This is a genomic window from Streptomyces sp. Y1 (assembly GCF_041053115.1).
GTDB lineage: Bacteria > Actinomycetota > Actinomycetes > Streptomycetales > Streptomycetaceae > Kitasatospora > Kitasatospora rubellomurina.
In genome coordinates, this window is sequence record NZ_CP163445.1 from 1,877,883 (window position 1) to 1,895,568 (window position 17,686).

Annotated in this window: 4 protein-coding genes; all 4 read right to left on the bottom strand. The window is 69.4% G+C overall.

Translation table 11 applies throughout. The features are described 5' to 3' along the window. Positions 1-22 precede the first annotated feature (22 nt). The 4 genes from AB2U05_RS07810 to AB2U05_RS07825 are packed head-to-tail and all read right to left on the bottom strand — an operon-like array spanning position 23 to position 17,683. Positions 23-2,365, bottom strand: a complete 2,343-nt coding sequence (locus AB2U05_RS07810; RefSeq protein WP_369182855.1) for a UvrD-helicase domain-containing protein — start codon at positions 2,363-2,365, stop codon at positions 23-25. Continuing rightward, positions 2,362-9,084, bottom strand: a complete 6,723-nt coding sequence (locus AB2U05_RS07815; protein WP_369182856.1) for a DEAD/DEAH box helicase — start codon at positions 9,082-9,084, stop codon at positions 2,362-2,364. Before AB2U05_RS07815 ends, AB2U05_RS07810 begins: the two co-directional genes overlap by 4 nt. Continuing rightward, positions 9,081-14,534 (bottom strand): hypothetical protein, encoded by a 5,454-nt coding sequence (locus AB2U05_RS07820; RefSeq protein WP_369182857.1) that lies wholly within the window; start codon positions 14,532-14,534, stop codon positions 9,081-9,083. Before AB2U05_RS07820 ends, AB2U05_RS07815 begins: the two co-directional genes overlap by 4 nt. Next, complete coding sequence (locus tag AB2U05_RS07825; protein WP_369182858.1) at positions 14,531-17,683, bottom strand: DEAD/DEAH box helicase; 3,153 nt, start codon at positions 17,681-17,683, stop codon at positions 14,531-14,533. The genes AB2U05_RS07820 and AB2U05_RS07825 overlap by 4 nt, the downstream gene beginning before the upstream one ends. Positions 17,684-17,686 lie beyond the last annotated feature (3 nt).

The following is a 17,686-nucleotide window of genomic DNA, read 5'->3' on the forward strand; positions in this document are numbered from 1 at the left end:
TGTCCCGCTCGGCGCTGGGCGATCAGTGGACCGGCAGGAACGGGCTGGGGGCACCGTGCCAGGAGATCAACAGTGCGTCGCGGGCACGGGTGGCGGCCACGAAGAGCAGGTTGCGACTCTGCTTCAGTTCCCGTTCGTAGCGCTTGGGGTCGGTGTGCGCGAACTTCTCGATCAGTGCCGTGCGCGGCAGGATGCCGTCGCTCGCGCCGATGATGGCGAGCTTCTGGTACTCCAGTCCCTTGAACCGGTGCATGGTGCCGATGTGCACTTCGCCGCCGCCCTGGGGGCCGTCCTTGGTGAGGGCCGCGGTGGTGATGCCGTGCTTCATCAGGAGATCGGCGGCGACCCGGCCGGCCATGTCGCCGTCCGCGACGCAGACCGCCATGGCGCCGCTGGGGTCGCGGACGGTGCCGTCCTCGCCGGGGCGGGTGATCTCCTCGCGCCACAGCTTCAGTCTGGCGGCGAGCCGGGTGATCTCGTCGTCCCAGTCCGTGCAGGCGACGAATTCCGGTGCCGGGCCCCGAAGCAGGGAGTGGTAGCCGCTGAGGTTCTCGGTGCCGTCGTCGAGGTCGTCGTAGGTGGAGTCGCCGACGACCTTGGCGGCCTGGTCGAGGATCTCCTGGGTGGTGCGGTAACTCAGGGTCAGTTTGGAGGCCTTGCCCCGGATGTTGATCCCGACGGTGGAGAGGGTGACCTGGCGGTCGTAGATCCGCTGGTGGGTGTCCCCGGCAATGAACAGGTCGTTCGGGCCGGGGGCGGCCATCGCGCGCAGCATCTTCCAATGGGCGGCGCTGAGGTCCTGGGCCTCGTCGACGACGATGTGCTGGTAGCGGTGACGGAGGTAGCGGATCGCGGAGCTGTTGTCGTCGAGGTGCTTCAGATCGCCACCCCCGATCTCTGCCTTGCGGTCGGCGCGGTCCCGGATCTTGCGGGCGCGCTCCATCTCGTAGCGCGCGGCCCGTTCGGCGGACTGCGCCCAGGTTTCGCGCTTCATGCTGTTCAGGCGCAGGGTGAACTGTTCCAGCAGCTGCCAGACGCTTCCGCGTTCGGGGCGGGTGAGGGCGCGGCCCATGCCCGGGCGCCGGGCCTTGAAGTAGTCCTGCCTGGTGGCAAGCGACTGGCCCAGAATCACCTGTTCCCACTCGTCGAACAGGAATTCCGTGTCCCAGCGCCGTTGCGGGTCATGCTCGAAGAGGATCTCGCCGAGAACTTCCTTTGCCTGGGCGTCGCCGATGAGCGAGCGCTGGGCGCCGGCGGCGCTGTTTTCGTTGAGGACGCCCTGGGCGAGGATGTCGATGTGCTTGATGTCCACGCGGGCGAGCAGGTCAGGGGTGACCAGTGAGCTGAGCCGGGACCGGAGGTCAGCGGTGAGGTTCTTGGTGTAAGTGGTCAGAAGGATCGGCTTGTCCCGGCCGGGCTGGAGCTGGGCGGCGAGCCGGGCGGTGCGGTGCAGCGCGACGATCGTCTTGCCAGTGCCGGGGCCTCCGCTGACCCGGGCCGCACCGCTGTAGTTCCGCTCGACGATCTTGCGCTGCGTGGGGTGGAGGTAGACCTTCCAGGCCCTGAAGTCACCCTCGGCGAGCACGTTGCGAAGGTCGTCGTCGACAGTGGTGACGGCGGTACGGATGAGGGCGGCACCCATGTCGTCCTCGAAACCTGGTTCGAGGACCGTGGCGGCGGGCCGGGTGATCTCGCTCTCCACCTCCTCGACGCTCATGCCGGCGCCCAGGCCAGTGAGCACTTCGGCGGTGAGGCGCGGTGCGCCGGCGACGAGCTGGTCGAGTTCGTCGTCGGTGGTGACCAGGAGGGCCACCTCGACCAGAGCTTCCGCGACGCCGAGACGGCGGAGGTCGTCGGCGGTGCAGGCGGCGAGCAGCGGCACCGCGGACGGTTCGGCGTCAGGGGTCGGAACGGCGGCAGACTCGGGTACGGCAACGGGCTCGGGTACGGCAGCGGCCTCCACCGGAACGCGCTCCGCCGGGTCGGGCGTGAGCTGGATGCCGGCCCGCTTGAGCACGCTCTGGCCGACGACGCCGAGGTCGACGAATTCGATCTCGCCGGTGACCCGGTTAATGGCGACGCTGAGCTCTTCGTAGACGTGCTTGCGGTGCCGCACGGCAACGACGAGCCATTGCTCGACGCCGTCCGGGCCCACGCCGGCGGGAGCCAGGAGGGCGCGGTACGAGGGGTCGATCTTGGCGCGGTAGATGCGGCGGTCGCCCTTGAGGGGCTTGAGGTCGAGCTTCGGGTGCCCCGGGTCGTTCCGGAAGAGGTGGCAGAAGTCGTAGAACTTCGTCTTGACCGACGAGTCCATCTTGTAGAGCTCGTTCTCGGCCTTCTGATAGAGGCTCAGGCGTGCTGTCATCGTGCGGCACTCGGTTCGTTGGAGTCGGGGCGGTCAGTGGCATCGGGGAGGGCGGCGAGCAGGTCGTCGAGCCGGTCGAGCCATTCGTCAGCGGAGCGTACGGTGAAGTCCGCGTCGCGGTAGGCCTGCCAGGTCCTGTGGTTCTCCTCGTCGTCGCTGTCGTACGGCTCGGCCATGATGGCGATCCGCAGCCCTTCGTCGGCCCAGACGAGGTCGGCGAGCCAGCCGCGGTCACCGAGTTCGTAGCCGTAAACGGGTGCCCGCTTGCCGCGGTCGGCCAGCACGTGGGCGAGGCGGGCGAGCGGAGCGCCGGCGTCGTCCTCGTCCAGGTATCCGAGGATCTCCCGGTCCCACAGCAGGTCCCGCAGGGCGGCCTCCAGCGGGGTCTCGTCCAGCAGTTCGGCCACTGCTACCTGCGCTGCGCGCTCGCCCTCGCCGTACTGGACGACCAGGGATTCGAGTTCGCCGATCCCTCCGAATGCTTTGAGCATGCCGAGGTCGAACAGGCCTGCGCTGGAGGTGGTGAGCTGGACGCCGTCGCCACCGGCGTGGGTGAGGAACTGCAACAGGTTGGACCACTGGAGCCAGGCCCGCCACCTTGCCTTGTGCTCGGGTGTACCGAGCTGGTCGGTCTCCGTGTCGTCGAGGCACACCAGCGCCGTCCAGCGACCGGTGGTGCCATCAACCATGAAGGCAACGGGCAGTCCGGACCGATCGCTGGCCTGAAACAGGTTGACCGTCCCGCCCCCGGCCACAGGGGCCGGGTCGATGCCGCCGGTCCGCCCCCAGGCTTCGAGGAGCGTCCCGAGCGTCCGGTGTGCCTCCTCCGCGGAGCCGTTACCAACGAGCGCCATGGGGTCGGCACCGAGCAGTCCGCCTACGACGGATGCGGCCCGCCTGCCCCAGGCGGCGTCATCGGGGCTGCGCAGGTATGCGAGGAGCTGGCTCATCGGGTCGAGGAAGGCAGTCGAGTCCAGGTCGTCCTCGCCGTGGTCGGCGTGCAGCTGCTTGGCCACCGCTCGGGCGCTGTGCTCGTACGGCGGCCACACCGGGTCGGCTGCATCGCGGTCCCCCGTGTGCACGCCTATCTGCTGTTCGAAGGCGGCCAGGTCGTCCCACGTGAGCTGGAAGACGGCACGTCCCTTCGCTCGCAGCCGGTTTCGCTTGTCCGCGTCACCTGCGAGCCGGTTGTGGCGGCGGGAGGCATGAAAGCGGCGGCCGTCGAGGTACACCGTCACCTTCCGCTTGGGGCCTTCGGTGCGTTCGAAGGTGAAGTCGGTGCGAGTGAAGCCCTCGCTGCGCTGCGCGGTGAGGCGCCAGCCGTTCACCGTGGTCGAGTCCTTGAGCCGGAGATACCCGCTGTTGTCACCGCTCTCGTCGAGCGAAGCGTCGCTGTCCCGCTTCTCGGCCCAGGCCCGCAGCACGGTGAGGAAGCGTGCCTCGAGATCGGACTCGACCTGTCCGTCCAGCCCGATCTGGTCGGTGTTGCCGACCTCCTGGGTGGTCCAGCCGTCGGTGCCGCGGCCGAGGAGGTCGTCGAGGATCTCCAGCGCCGCCTGCCGGGACACGGCCTCGATGTGCCGTTCGTCGGTGTAGCGGTACAGGCAGCGGTGACAGGCGGGCCGGTTCTCTTGGACGCACGGGCAGTCGACGAGCAGGGTTCGCGCGTCCTCCAGGACCTGCCGGAAGTCGGCCGGCTTGGTGAGCCGGTCGAGGTAGCCGGTGCCGTGCGGAAGCCGGTCGTAGAGGACGAGGAAGTGCCTGGTCTCCTCGGTGTCGCGATCGGGCATGGTGGCGAGGCAGGAGTCCAGGTGCTGCGGGTCGCCGCCGAAGGCACGGTCGACGCCGAGCCGCAGGGCTGCCTGGAAGGAGTACACCTTCTCGTCGACCAGAACGGTCGCCGCGGGGAGCAGGATGCGCAGCGCCTCGGTCTCCAACTCGTGGGCGAGCAGCACCTGTTCTTGCGCCACCGCCTTCGTGCCGCGCCGGTGCGGGCACCAGGGCGTGTGGTGCTTGAGGGCGCGCTGGCGGTTGGCCGAGATGTCGACGGCGTCGCGGTCGTCGTCGAACACCGGCTGCCCGTCCGCGCTCGCCGCACCGCATGCGGTACACACCTGGAAGGGCGCGATCCGTACGGGCCGCCCGGCGAGCTGGTCGCCCTCCTGGGCGCCGATCCTTAGCGGCCCGACGTTGACCCGGCGGATCACGGCCCGTCGCGTGTAGTCGACGCCGAACACCTGACTGGTGTGCCGCCAGGAAGTCTTGGGCACGAAGTCACCGGGGGCGATGTCGACCATGTCGACGACGCTGTAGAACCGCCGGTCGCGGTCGTCGCTCTCGTCCCCGATGCGGGCGTCCTCGCGCTTGGCGCGGGCGGTGACCGTGGTCGGCTGGACGATCTGCCACAGGCTGCCGGAGTCGGCGATGCCGGTGTCCCCGCAGCGTGGGCAGGGTGAGATGTCATGCTCTGCGTTGTGCGTGCGCACGTGGCCGCAGGAAGGGCAGAAACGCCAGTAGCGCCAGTCCTGTTCCTCGCCCGTGACGATGTCGATGCCGGTGATGCGGTGCTTGTAGCCCTCCGCGTAGAAGGTGTTGCCGGGCGCGAGTTCGGCGATGGCGAAGGAACGTGGCCGTTCGTAGGTGTACGGCTTCGACTTGTACTGCTCCTGCCCTGTGCCGGCCTTCCCCTCCGGCCAGTAGAGCGTGGCCGACAAGGTGGTCGTCGAGTCGATCAGTGCGTAGTTCGGGAGCAGCCCGAGATCGCACAGAACGCTCTGGGCGGGCTGGCGCAGCCTGGCCCCGCCCTTCTTCGACAGTGCCCGCGCCTCGGCCTCCAACTCGGCCTTCGTCCGGGCCTGTTCCTCGTCGCCGTCCTTCAGCTCGTCGATGGCCGACCGGATCGTACGGATGCGGTCGCGCAGCTTCTGGCTCTCGCGCTCCCAGTTGCGCTCGGCACGCTCGACCGCGCTGCGCAGGCCGCGCACCGCGTACTTCGTCAGCTCGGCCCGGGCGTTCTCGCTCACACCGGTCGGGAAGAGGTCAAGGAAGCCGCGAACCAGCTCCTCGCCGTGGGCGAGGGCGGCTGCGGCGAAGTCCTCCAGGTACCCGGACGGGCCGAAGAGTTCGTCCACCCGGCGCGGCAGCGCGGCCAGCGGCCTGCCGTCCTCGCGCAGCAGCCGTCCGCGGGCCGCGAGGTCGAGCAGGTGGGCGGTGTACTGGCGGCGCAGGATCTCGACGGCCGACAGGTACGAGCCTGGCGGCACGATCTCTCCGTCGATCATGTCGCGCGGCCGGTCCAGGAAGTACAGGTCGCGGCGCGAGCGGTCCGGGATGGTGAGCAGGAACGCGTTGCCGGTACGGCGGCCGGCCCGGCCCGCCTGCTGGGTGTAGTTGGCGGGACGGCGTGGCAGGGCCCCGAGCACGACGGCCGACAGGTCGCCGATGTCGATGCCCATCTCCAGGGTCGGGGTGCAGGAGAGCACGTTGGGGTCGTTGAAGCCCTCACCCTTGCGGAACGCCTCCTCGACGCGTTCGCGCTTCGCCCGGGAAAGAAGTCCGGTGTGCTCTGCGGTGATCACCTGGAAGGTGCCGGCCCGCCGGTAGAGGCCTCGGTAGTAGTCGTCGCGGTAGTCCCGGTCGCGGTCGTGCCGGTCGATGGTCTCCTGCCAGCGGTCGCCGGCGACGAGCCGCCCGGAGGCACAGCGGTACGCGCGGCAGGGCTGGTCGTGGTACTGGGCCAGCAGCGACGGGTGCACGGTCTGTTCCCAGAAGCACTTGGGGCAACGCACGTACGCGCTGTTGACCTGCTCGTCGGAGAGCAACTGAAGGTGCACGGACCCGGGTTGGAGGCCGTAGATCCGGGCCGCCGAGTCGCCCGGCGTACGGACCGCGAGCAGTCCGGCGTCGGCGAGCCGCGGCAGCAGGCGGAGCCAGAACTCGTCCGCCTGCTCGCGGGTCAGGCCGAGGCAGCGCTGCGCCCACGTCTCGTACCAGGACAGGCGCCCGGCCGCGACGTCGAACTCGCTGTTGAGCTTCGGCTTGGCGAGCAGGAAGACCGGGGCGGAGACACCCTTGGGGAATGCCTTCATGCCAGGCGGACGGCCGCCCCAGATGAAGAACCGGCTGGTCCCCGCTTCGTCGAGGTATTTCCCCAGCCAGCGGTGGCCGATCGCGCCTCGGGTACGCATCCGGTCAAGGAAGCCCCGCAAGAAGGCAAGGTAGCGGTCGTCGTCGTGCTCGGTGAAGGCCAGGCCGCGGTCTGCGGTCTCCTCGTGGGCGGTGCGGACCAGCGCGGTCGCGGCGTGCTCGTCGGGGATCTCGGCGAAGGCTGCGGCGGTGCGAGTGAGTTCGAGGGTGCGACCGTTGCGGGAGCGGTGGCCGAATTCCATCACCGCCTCGAAAGCGAACCGCTCGCCGATCAAGTCCCAGGTCCGCTTGTCCCCGCCACGGCCGGCACCCGACAGCAGGCGGGCCACCCCCGTGTCGTCATGCAGGTCGGGCGGGACGACGGCGGCCAGGGTCTCACGGTCGGTGGTGGCCTCGACCACGTCGGCCACCAGGTCGTTGAGCGCGGTGGGCCGGTGCTCGTTCAAGTGCTTGGTGAACAGGGCACGCAGGGAGAACGTGTAGGAACGGGAAGCGACGAAGCCGGCCCGGTGCGCGGCGTCCTGCACCGAGTCGTTGAACATCAACGTCTTGGTCTCTCGCTGCTTCTTGTCCATCTCGCCGCCGGTGAACAGCTGAGTGACGGAGGCGGCGGCGAGCGCGGCGGCACCGGTACCGAGGAAACGAATCGCGTTGTGGGTGCCACAGGCCGGGCACCAGTCGTCCTGTGCCGCACGCTCGGCGCGCTCGCCCAGCTGGACGAGGACGAAGGCCGCGTCCGCGCCCCGGGGTCGGGGATCGCCCTCGGCGGTGTAGTCGTCGATCGGATCCGGCAGCCGCAGCCGGCGGTCGGGGCCGTCCAGCACCATCAGGACGCCCGCACCTCCGGTGGTCAGCGACCGCTGGGCCGCCGGGTCCATCGGGGCACGGCCGCTTCCCTCCAGGGCCTCCCTGTCGGTGGCCGCGATCAGGGTACGGATCTTCGCCTTGTCAGCGGTCACCGAAGCGCGTCGGATCTTGTGGGACTCGAAGCTCAGCTCCTCGTCGTCCGACTCGGGTGCCAGCACCGACCAGCCTGAGCGACCGCACTCGCGGCAGTACACCGCCGGCAGGAACAGCCGAGTCTCACGGGGGCCGGTAGTATCCGGCGTCGTCCGCGGCTGAGCCTGCGTCCCGGCCGCGTCCCAGGCGAACGATGCCTGCGGCCACGGCTGAACGCCGCGCAGCATCCGCGTCACCGACCGCGCCCACTGGTGCACCTCCACCTGCACCAGCGGACGGCTGGTCTCGGCGGGCGCGTCCGGATCCCGGGCGACGGACAGCAGAGCGACGAACCGGGCCAGGGCGAGTGCCGCCACCTCTGGCCGGGTCGTGATCGCCTCGTCCCAACTGGCCGCTCCTTGGCGCCGCATAACGTCCAGGATCTCGTCGTAGCTGCGCACCGTGCCGTCGAACCCGGACAGGACGGCGTAAGTGAGCCGGTTCCGCTTGAGCGCCGCGCCCAGTTCCCGGACGTCGATCGGGCCGGCCGCGTCGAAGTGGCTCCCGGTGACGGCCTCGGCGAGTGCGGCCAGTGCCGCGTAGCCGGAGGCGGGGTCGGGCAGTGTGGTGAGCGCCTCGGGCGTGGGCACCCGGCCCGGCAGGAACTTGGCGTCCGGGACCGTCTCGTCGAGCATGAACTCGTCGACGGTGAGCCGGTCCTCGCCGACGATGGCGTCCTCGGTGAACTCGGTGCCGAAGACGTGCGCGGCGACGTCGAGGAGCTGGCGCACCCCGTCCGCGTCGGTTCCGGACGCGAGGGTGGCCGAGGTGGCGACCGGGGTGATCGTCCCCAGCGGCTTGCCGGGCTGCGTCGCCCCGACTGCGGAGGCCAGGCGGCGCAGCAGCATCGCCACGTCGGTGCCCTGCGCGCCGTCGTAGGTGTGGAACTCGTCCACGACGACGTAGCGGATGTCGTTGCTGTCCCAGAGCGGGGCGTCGGCGGAGCGCTGCAGCAGCAGGTCCAGCATCTTGTAGTTGGTGATCAGGATGTCCGGCGGGGACAACTGCATGTCCTGCCGGCGGGTGTAGACGTAGTCGTAGTGTGTCGCCGCCTTGTCGCCGATGTACAGGCCAGCGCGGACTCCCTTGAGCGCGTCCTTCTCTGCGTCCAGCAGGTCGTTGATGCGTCCTGCCTGGTCGGTGGCGAGGGCGTTCATCGGGTACAGGAAGACGGCCTTGACGCCGGCGTTCCCGGCCGCGCGCTCGCGGGCGCAGTGGTCGAGCACCGGGTAGAGGAACGACTCCGTCTTGCCGGAGCCGGTGCCAGTGGTGACCAGGGTCGGCTGCGGGGTGTGCCCGTCCTTGGTGGTGAGCCGTGCGAAGGCGCGGGCCTGGTGCGCGTACGGCGACCAGCCGCCGGCGCGGTGCCAGTCCAGGTGCTGCTGCCAGCCGTCCTGGGCGCGCGTGAACGGCGTGCGCAGGCGCAGGTACGGGCCACGGAACATGCCCGTGGCCTCGTCCCCGAGGAAGGTGTGCAGCGCCTTGCGAGCGCCCTCGTCGGCCAGGCCGTAGGTGGTGGAGAGGTATTGGAGCAGGCTCTCCTTGAGTCCCTGTGCTTCGAGAGTCGGCCTCACGGCTTCGGGACCTCCATCGTCGTCGGGTCCCACAGTCCCTTGGCCACAGCGTCGTTCAGGCGCTCGGTGAAGTGGGCGTGGGCACGGCGCATCTCCGCTTCGCGGTCGGCCTTGTAGAAGGGCGCGGCGTAACCGTCTGGGACGGGGTTCGTCGCAGCGTCCTCCTGATAAGCCTCGAACTGCTGCCAGTGCTCCTTGGTCTGGTCGAAGCCGTAGGTGTAGCGGTCGCCAGCAATCTTCCGCTCGTTGGCGTCGAACCAGGTCACCCGATCGAAGTCCTGCATGATCGGGAACCGGGCCCGGTACATGGCGACGAGCGTGTCCGCGTCGATGCCGAGCCACACGGCGACGAGCGCGTCGATCTCGACAAGGGCGGCACGGCGCGCGTACTCGGTACGGAGCGGCGTGTCCCGCTGCCAGGAGGGGGTTACGGCGTGCAGCTCGGTCTCCATGCCGGGCCACTCGATCGCCCAGGGCTCGTAACCGGCCCAGAGGGGGTCGAAGAGCTCTTTCCAGAGGTCAGCATAGGCGGTGGTCAGAACATTCAGGCGCAGGGTACGGAGGAGGAGGGCAGGCGCGAGGGGGTGGTCTGGCTGAGGGGCTGGCATAGTCCGTGCCCCCGCTGGCAGAAGATCGGAACGTGCGGCGATCCGCAGGAAGTAGTCCAGTGGCAGGGACGCCCAGAAGCCTGCATTGAGAACGGTCGATTGGCTAGTGGCAACCCGGGCGCTATGCATCGCATACAAATGAGAGACGCCACGCGGAATCACAGCGGCATAGAGAGCGCGTTCAGTGTCAGGTGCGATCTGGCGTCGCCACGCCAAGCGATACCACTTGCTGTACGGCGTGCCAGCCTTGTCACGCAAGAACGCCTCAATCTCCGCGCTCTCGACCTGCTCTGGCTCCACCTTCTGCTTCGCTGCAACCGCCAACCGGCCGGCGACCCACTCCTCCTTCGAAGTGACCAGTTCCTCGTAAAGCTCCCAATCGATCCAACAATCCTGTTCGCCCTTGAATACCCCGACCGGGGCCACCCGCCGATACTCCGACTCTGGTACCGCATCGTCCGCGAGCACCCGCGGGTCCAGGCCACGCGTCTCGCCTCCGCCCTGGCTGGGTTGCTTGAACATCGGGTTGGCTACACCGATTTGCGGACCCTTGAGAATGACATCCTCCCAGGACTCCGCGTGGTAGTCCTCCTGGCCATCGACGCCGGTGTTGTAGTCGATGAGCCGCACGTTCTTGTCCGGGCCGAACGTTGCCTTCTTGGCTCCGCTTTCGTCGTACCCGCGAGTGATGTCCGACTCCAGGGCGCCAAGCCGCAGCGGGTACAGGCCCAGTGCGTCGATCGCCGGGTCCTCAGCAGTACTCACCGGAGTGAGAAGGCGTGTGTGCTCCACCGGCCCCATGTCACCGGCGAGGCGTTGCCAGCGCCGCAGGGTGTCCGGGGTCACCCGGATGACGCGCTTGGGGTGCGGGCGCTCGTCCCAGTCGCCCTGGTACTTCACTCCAGGATCTGCGTCGTCCTTTTCAACAGCAGCGGTGGCCGACATTCGCAGGGTGTCGACCGTGAACAGCCAGGACAGCGAGTCGAAGGCGATCTCGCCCACGCTCCCGTAGATGTGGATGCCGAAGTGGCTCGACCGACCCACCGGCGGCGGGAAGAACCGGTTACCCGCGTTGACGAAGTCGCCGTGTACCCGCAGTCGCGCATAAGTGGCTGCCCGCAGCTTCGCCTCTTTATCGCCAGCGAAGTGCGTGTCCGGGTGCACCATTCCTGCCGTGCCGCCAGCGCCTGCGTGGTCCCACACCTCACACATGAACGCGCGGTACAGGTCGGGCTGACTCCCCGAAATCAGTGGATAGACGGGCCCGGCCGCCAGGTACGACGCCGTCGTCACGGTGCTCGTGACCTCGCCCAGCAGGTAATCCTGCACCTTTCGCTGTTCGAGTTCAGCCTCCCGCCGACGGGCCTTCTCCTCGGCCTTCGGCTTCTCCTGCAGCACGAACCATGGCTCGGACTCGGCAAGGGCTGGGTCTTCCGCCCACTGGGGCCGCACCCACGGCGGATTACCGACCTGGAGGTCGAACCCTCCGGCCTGCCCCGCGAAGACCCCGGCGTACTCCAGCTCCCAGTGCAGGAAGCCCTGTTCCGCCGCGATGTCCCGAACCGTCCGCATCCACGGGTATCGCGTCTCGACGGCTCGGCGGGCATCGTCCATGCCCATCTCGGCCTCGACCAGCTTCTCCAGGTCCCTCAGCTTCGTCAGGGAGTCGACGGACGTGGCGAACGTCCCCGTGGGCACCTCACCCGTCCCGACCATGGACTCCAGGAACGCGAGCCAGTCGTCGAGGCCGGTCAGCGCGATGACGTCACGGCGACGCACCGGCCCGCCCGCGCCGCCCTTGCGGCCGGACGACGACGCGCCGGCCTTCTTGATCTCCCGCCGCTCGACGAGGTCGTCTCCGCCCTCGCCGAAGGCCAACTGGTCACCGGGCAAGGCGAACAACAGCCCGTGCTCCACGAACGCGGGCTCCGCCTCAGGTTCGGCAACCGGCTCCGCAGCCCCCGTGACCGGCGCCACTCCGGAGGACAGCAGCACATCCAGACCAACAACCGGTGCAGTGGCGTACTCGGGATCGGAGCCGTCCAGCAGGCCCACCTTGTCCAGCGGCCAGAACCAGAGCGCGCACCAGGCGTCCATGACCTGCTTGAGTCGCCAGTACGGCGAGCCCTCCGCCGCGAACAGGTCCTTGAAGACCTGCTCCTTGCTCAGCGGCAGCGCGCCGCCCGCGCTCTCCTTGTCGCGGCGGAGGAAGGCGTACTCCTCGGCGTCCTCCGGCCGGTCGGTGCCCCAGACGTCTATGGTTCGGGCGATCTCCTGCTCACTGAGCTCCAGCCGCATGACGACCAGCCCCCACAGGTACTCCACCCGCTCCGCGACTGCCTGGAGCCGGGCCAGCTGGCTGCCCTTGCCGCCGGTGGACTTGGGCTTCGTCATCACCGTCTTGCGCCACGCCTTCAGAGCGTCGACCTGGTCCCCGGCGAGCCGCTCGACCAGCTTCTTCGCGTCCCCGCCGGCGTCCTGGACCGCGCCCCACCCGGGCGAGGGCAGCAGGAACTGGTGCACCGCGCCTTCCGGCAGCGGCTGCTTCTTGCCGTCCTCCGCCGACCTGAACGGCAGCTTGGTCGGCGTCTGCGCGGCGACCGTCCGCTCCTTCTTGAGGGATTCGACTGCGTACACCCAACGCCTGGCCCCGATCAGCGAGTTGCCGCGCCGTAGGTGCAGGCCGAACCACGGTGCTCGCATGCCGGGGTGCATGGTGTTGAGCCACAGCGACACCTCGGCGAGTTCGACACCGGTGGCGTTGAGATCGACGCCGTACGCGTTGTGGAGGGCGATGTACGCCTTGACCTTCTGCTTCGCCTCCAACGCCTGCGAGGTGTCGAGGGTGAGGCCCAGCTCCTCCTGGCGGCGCTTCAGGTACGCCTCGGCGACCTGGTTGATCGCCTCGTTGAGGAACGCGCCGGAGCCCAGGGCCGGTTCGCAGATGGTGTAGCGGAGCAGTTCGCTCGCCCGGGTCCGGACGGCCTTGCCCTCCTCGTCCGTCTTCTGGTCGAGCCGGTGCTTCAGGGCCAGTTCGACGGTGACCTTGGTCAGCGACTCGGGGGTGTAGTAGGACGCCGAGGTCTCGCGGTCGCGTCCGGCGAGGCGGTAAACGAAGGTGCCGGGCTCGTACTTCTTCGGGCCGCGGAGGCCGTGCTGTTCAGCGTCCTGCGCGGAGTAGACGACGTGGGTGTTCGCCGGGTAGTCGCTCAGCCGGTCGGCGGGGATGAGCCAGGAGCCCTTCTCGGGGTCGCCGTGCTGCTGGGTGCCGCTCTTCGCGCCCGGTTTGGCGACCTCGGCCAGCAACCGCTCGTCGTCGATGATGCCGGTGTAGGACATCAAGCCCTCGTAGACGGCGCCGAGCTGGTTGATGCCGAGGTTGCGGTAGGAGATGAAGCCGCCCTGCCGGCCCTTTGCGCTCGCCTCCTTCATGGTCAGCAGGCGCAGCACCTCGTGCAGGGCCTCGTTGCGCAGCCGGAGGTCGAGCCACTTCGGGAGTTCGTCCGCGCCGCTGTCGGCGTCGACGCGTGGGTCGCGGACGCCGCGGCCGATGAGGGTGATGGCCTTCGGGTCGAAGAGTTCGCTGCGCAGCGGCTCGAAGCGCAGACCGCGCCGTTCGCTGCGTTCACCGGCGGCCTTGTGGTCCTCCGGTTCGGTGCCGTGCGGGCGGTGGCCGTAGTTGACCTTGTTGAACAGGACGTCGAGCGAGGCGTAGAGGTGGAACCCCTTCTTGCTCTCCTCGTCGACCAGCTTCCGGTCGCGGGAGACCAGTTCGCGCAGCCGGGCGACGGAGTAGCCCGCCTCGTAGGTGGAGTCGTCGGCGGGCAGGATGCCCAGTTCGGGGCGGGCCTCGGCGTACAGCAGGAAGAGGATGCGGTACAGGTAGCGCAGCGACTCGCGGGTCAGCTGCTTGGCGAACGGTCCGTGCCGCTCCGGGTCCTCGATCTGCCTCGGGGTGACTTCGTGTTCCTTGAGCCGGGCGAGCACCTCGTTGGCGATGATCTCGACCGAGCGCTGGAGGCCCTTACGCAGCTCGGAGTTGACGCCGACTGCGTTGTCGCGGGACGCCTTGAGGAGGTCGTCCATCCGGCGGCCCTTGCCGTCGGGTCGGGGGGCCAGCATGTCGTGGGAGAAGAGTGCCGCGAGCAGGGCGAGCTCGCCGGTCTTCTTGGTGTCGTTGCGCAGCAGCGCCGCGTCCACGCTCGCCGCGAGGTACCGGCCCTCGGACCAGGTGGTGCGGTCGGCGAGGACGATCACGCCGCCGCAGAGCAGCAGCACAAACCGCGGTGCCTCGCCGCCGGGCTCGTGTAGTTCGCTCTGGAAGAGCCAGCCGGCGAGCTTCTCGCCCGTACTGATCAGGCCCTCGGACGTCTTGAGGGGGTTCAGCAGGCGGCCCGCGCCGTCGGCGTCGAGGGCGTCGTCGAGGTTGTCGGTCCACCCGCAGTCGAGGGCGACGATTCCGTCACCGTGCCAGGCGACGGGGAGTTCGTACGCGCGGCCGGCGTTGTGCAGCGGCAGCACGCGGTCCGACGTGCGGTATCCGAGGGCGGCGAGCAGGGCGGTGTGCCAGGCGGCGAGGCGCTCGGCCCGCTCGCCCGCCGGGTCGTCGTCAGCGGCGAGGGCCGGCCGGACCCGGCCGGCGTACTCGGTGTGCAGCCTGAGCAGCAGCTCACGCGGGGTGGATTGGGTGTCGTGCTGGTCGGTCTCGCGGTAGGTCCACAGTGTGAACAGGCCTTCGTCGTCCGCCGACTTCTTCTTGAGGGTGTTCTCCAGTTCCTCGCTGAAGTAGTGGGCGGAGAGGTACTCGCCGCGGTTGGCGAAGGAGTCGAAGGTGTAGCTCATCGGGCGGACTCCTCGGCGCGGGCGGCGGTCGGTGCGGCGGTGGGTGCGGCGGAGTAGAGGGGTTCGAGGACGGCGAGGACCCGGATCATCGGGTCGCCGGAGGTGCGCATGCGTCGGACGAGCTCGCGGCGGTCGGTCGCGGTGTCCTCGACCTTCTCGCGGCGGCGGTGCTGGTTTCCTGCGACTTCCAGCGCGAGCTGCTCCCAGGTCTGGACGCGGTCCTCGTACGGGGCGAGGTAGCCGTCGATCAGCCGGTCGTACTCGGCGCGCCGGGCCCGCAGGTGGGCCTCCGCGGCGTCGACGGCGGCCGGCACGAGGGCCTTCAGGCCATTCTTGTCGAGGATCCGGTCGCGTCCCGGCATGTTCGGGCCGACGCCGCAGGCGGCGAGGAACGCCGAGTCCATCCGCCAGACCCGGGGGTCGGCGCTGTCGAGGCCGGTGACGGCCATCCACTCGACCACGGTCGGAGTGCCGGCGGCGTTGGAGTGGACGCCCTGCAGCAGGTAGACGGGGCCGTTCAGGGCGGCCGGCAGATCGGGGTGGATGCGGGCGGCCCTGGCGGCGTCCGGCTGGTGGGCGAGGACGAACGCCTCGTCGTACTTGAGCTTGGCGAGGACCTTGTCCGTCACCCAGTCGAGGACGGGGTGGATGTCGGATACGTAGGAGACGTTCGGCCACTGCGACGCGGTCTGCTCGGTCTTTCCCCGCTTGGCGTCGCGGGCCGCTTCGAGTCGCTCCGCCGCGTACTTCCGGTTGAAGGTGATGCTCAGCGTGCCGTCGTACTTGGACGTCGTGAGGATCTTCTCTTGGTCGAGGTACGAGGCGGGCAGTGCGCGCAGCCGGTACTGGAGGTCGTCCGGCGGCGTGAACTCGACGCGGCCCCGGTCCGTGACGGGCTTCCAGCCCATGGCCTCGCGCTCGGCCTGCGGGTAGACCAGGTCCATCGCGGCGTGGAAGTACGCCTCGGTGTCGGCGAACAGATGCGGTACGTCCGCCTTGGCCACCGGGGGGATCCCCGCGGCGGTCGGCGCGGCCGACGGATCGGCGATCAGCGCGTTGACGTTCGCGAGGAGGCCGGCCAGGACGCCTCCCGCCTCCTGCCGGGACTGCTGGATGGAGCGCTCCGCCGTGCCGCCCTTGATGAGGTCGCGGGTCAGGCGGTCGTCCTCCTTCTTGGCGTCGTACAGGCCGGTGACGGCCTCGGCGCAGCCCTCGCCCGTCTCGATCTCGTGGGCCTGCGCCTCGCGGCGCAGCAGCCGGACACCGACCAGCCGGTCGTCGAGGGTGAGCTGCTCTCCGGTCGATTCGTCGCGCCGCCACGGGACGTCGGCGGTCAGGGTGATCGCGCGGAACTCGGGACTGACGGCCTGGCCGTAGCGGTCGATTCGGCCGTTGCGCTGCTCGATGCGGATGAGCGACCACGGCAGGTCGTAGTGGATGAGGTCGTGGCACTGGTGGTGCAGGTTGACGCCTTCGGAGGCGATGTCGCCGGTGAACAGCAGCCGTACGGGCTCGTCGCGGCGGCCGAAGCGGTCGACGATCTCGCGCTGCTGGTCGTCGTTGGTGGCGTCGCCGTGCATGACCTCGACCGCCCCGCCGTACGCCTTCCAGGGGCGCGCCTTCTCCGCCAGGGCCGGCTTCGCCTTGAAGCCCAGCCGCTCCGGGACGACCTGCGCGAGCCACTCCAGCGTGGCGATCCGCTCCGAGAAGATCACGACCCGGCGTTCGGAGCGCGGGCCGACGCCGAGCTCCTTCTTCAGCGTGTCCACCAGAGCGTCCAGCTTGGCGGAGTCCTTGTCCTCGAACTCCGCGACGAGCGCTTCGAGTTCGGTGAGGGCCCGGTGTTCCGCCGTGAACGCCTCGCGGGCCTTGGGAGCCGCCTCGGCGCGCCGCGGGTGCTCCAGGTAGGCACGGCGGTTGGCGAGCGACTTGCGCAGGGCGACGTGGGAGGAGAGGAACGCCTTGAGGAAGCCGTACGCCACCATCGGCTCGGCACAGACCGAGGAGCGGGCGGGATCGCCGGGGGTCCATTCAGCGGCCAGCTTCTCCAGGATGGCCACCTCCTTCGGCGTGGCCGGGGCCGGGACGGGAAGGGACGGGCCGCGCTCCGCCCACGGCTTGTCCTTCAGGCCGTCCCGCACCTCGCGGTCGGTCTTGGTGCGGCGGATGTAGAGGTGGTCGAGGTCCGCGACCTTGTAGTTCTTGACGTCGGCGATCGCCGCCGGGTCGAGCATCCGGATCAGCTCGGCGAAGGACTCGGCCTCGCCGTTGTGCGGGGTCGCCGAGGCCAGGATCAGCGCGTCGGTGTTCTTGGCGAGCCGCTCTGCGAGGCGGTTGTTCCGGGTGCCCTTGTTGACGAGGTTGTGCGACTCGTCGATGACCACCGCGTCCCATGCGGTGTTCTCCAAGTGGTGCGCGTAGGTGGCCGACTTGAGCGTGTCGACGGAGACGATCACCCGCTTGAAATGGGCGAAGGGGTTGCGTCCTGCGGGGATCTCCTGCTGGATGCGCTGGATGCCGGTGGAGTCCAGTCGCACCAGCGGCAGGGAGAACCTGGTCCACAGCTCGCGCTGGAACTGCTCCAGGACATGGGCCGGCGTCACGACGAGGATGCGCTCACCCCTGCCCCTCCGGATCAGCTCCGCAAGGATGATGCCGATCTCCAGCGTCTTGCCGAGACCGACCACGTCCGCGATCAACAGCCGCGGCTGCGGATTGCGCATCGACAGCGCCCGCTCGGCCGGGCGCAGCTGGTGCTCCTGGCGGTCCATCAGGAACGAGTCGGCCAGCGCGAGCCCGTGCTCGGTCTGTGGGAGCGCGGTCTTGCGAATCACCGCCTCCAGGTAGAGGCGGGCCTTGGCGTGCTTCGAGGTCTCGTCCGCGACGAGGTCGGTCTTGCGCGGGTCGAGCACGTCGATCTGGTCTAGGCCCTGGTAGAACACGGCGTCCGTGCCCCGGACGAACGAGGAGACACCGCTGACCTCGACCATCAGCCCGTCGCGGCTCTCGGTGACCGACTTGACGAGCCACTGCTCATCCCGGATCCGGACCTGGGCGCCGGGGGCGAAGGTCGGCTTCGCCCCCGCCGGGAAGTGCGAATCCTCGGCGGTGCCCGCAGCAGAATCGTCGGGCAGTGGCGCCGTCGTCACGTT

Excerpts from the sequence above, each read along its gene's own strand:
- AB2U05_RS07810 (WP_369182855.1), bottom strand. The coding sequence starts at position 2,365 with ATGACAGCACGCCTGAGCCTCTATCAGAAGGCCGAGAACGAGCTCTAC.
- AB2U05_RS07820 (WP_369182857.1), bottom strand. The coding sequence starts at position 14,534 with ATGAGCTACACCTTCGACTCCTTCGCCAACCGCGGCGAGTACCTCTCC.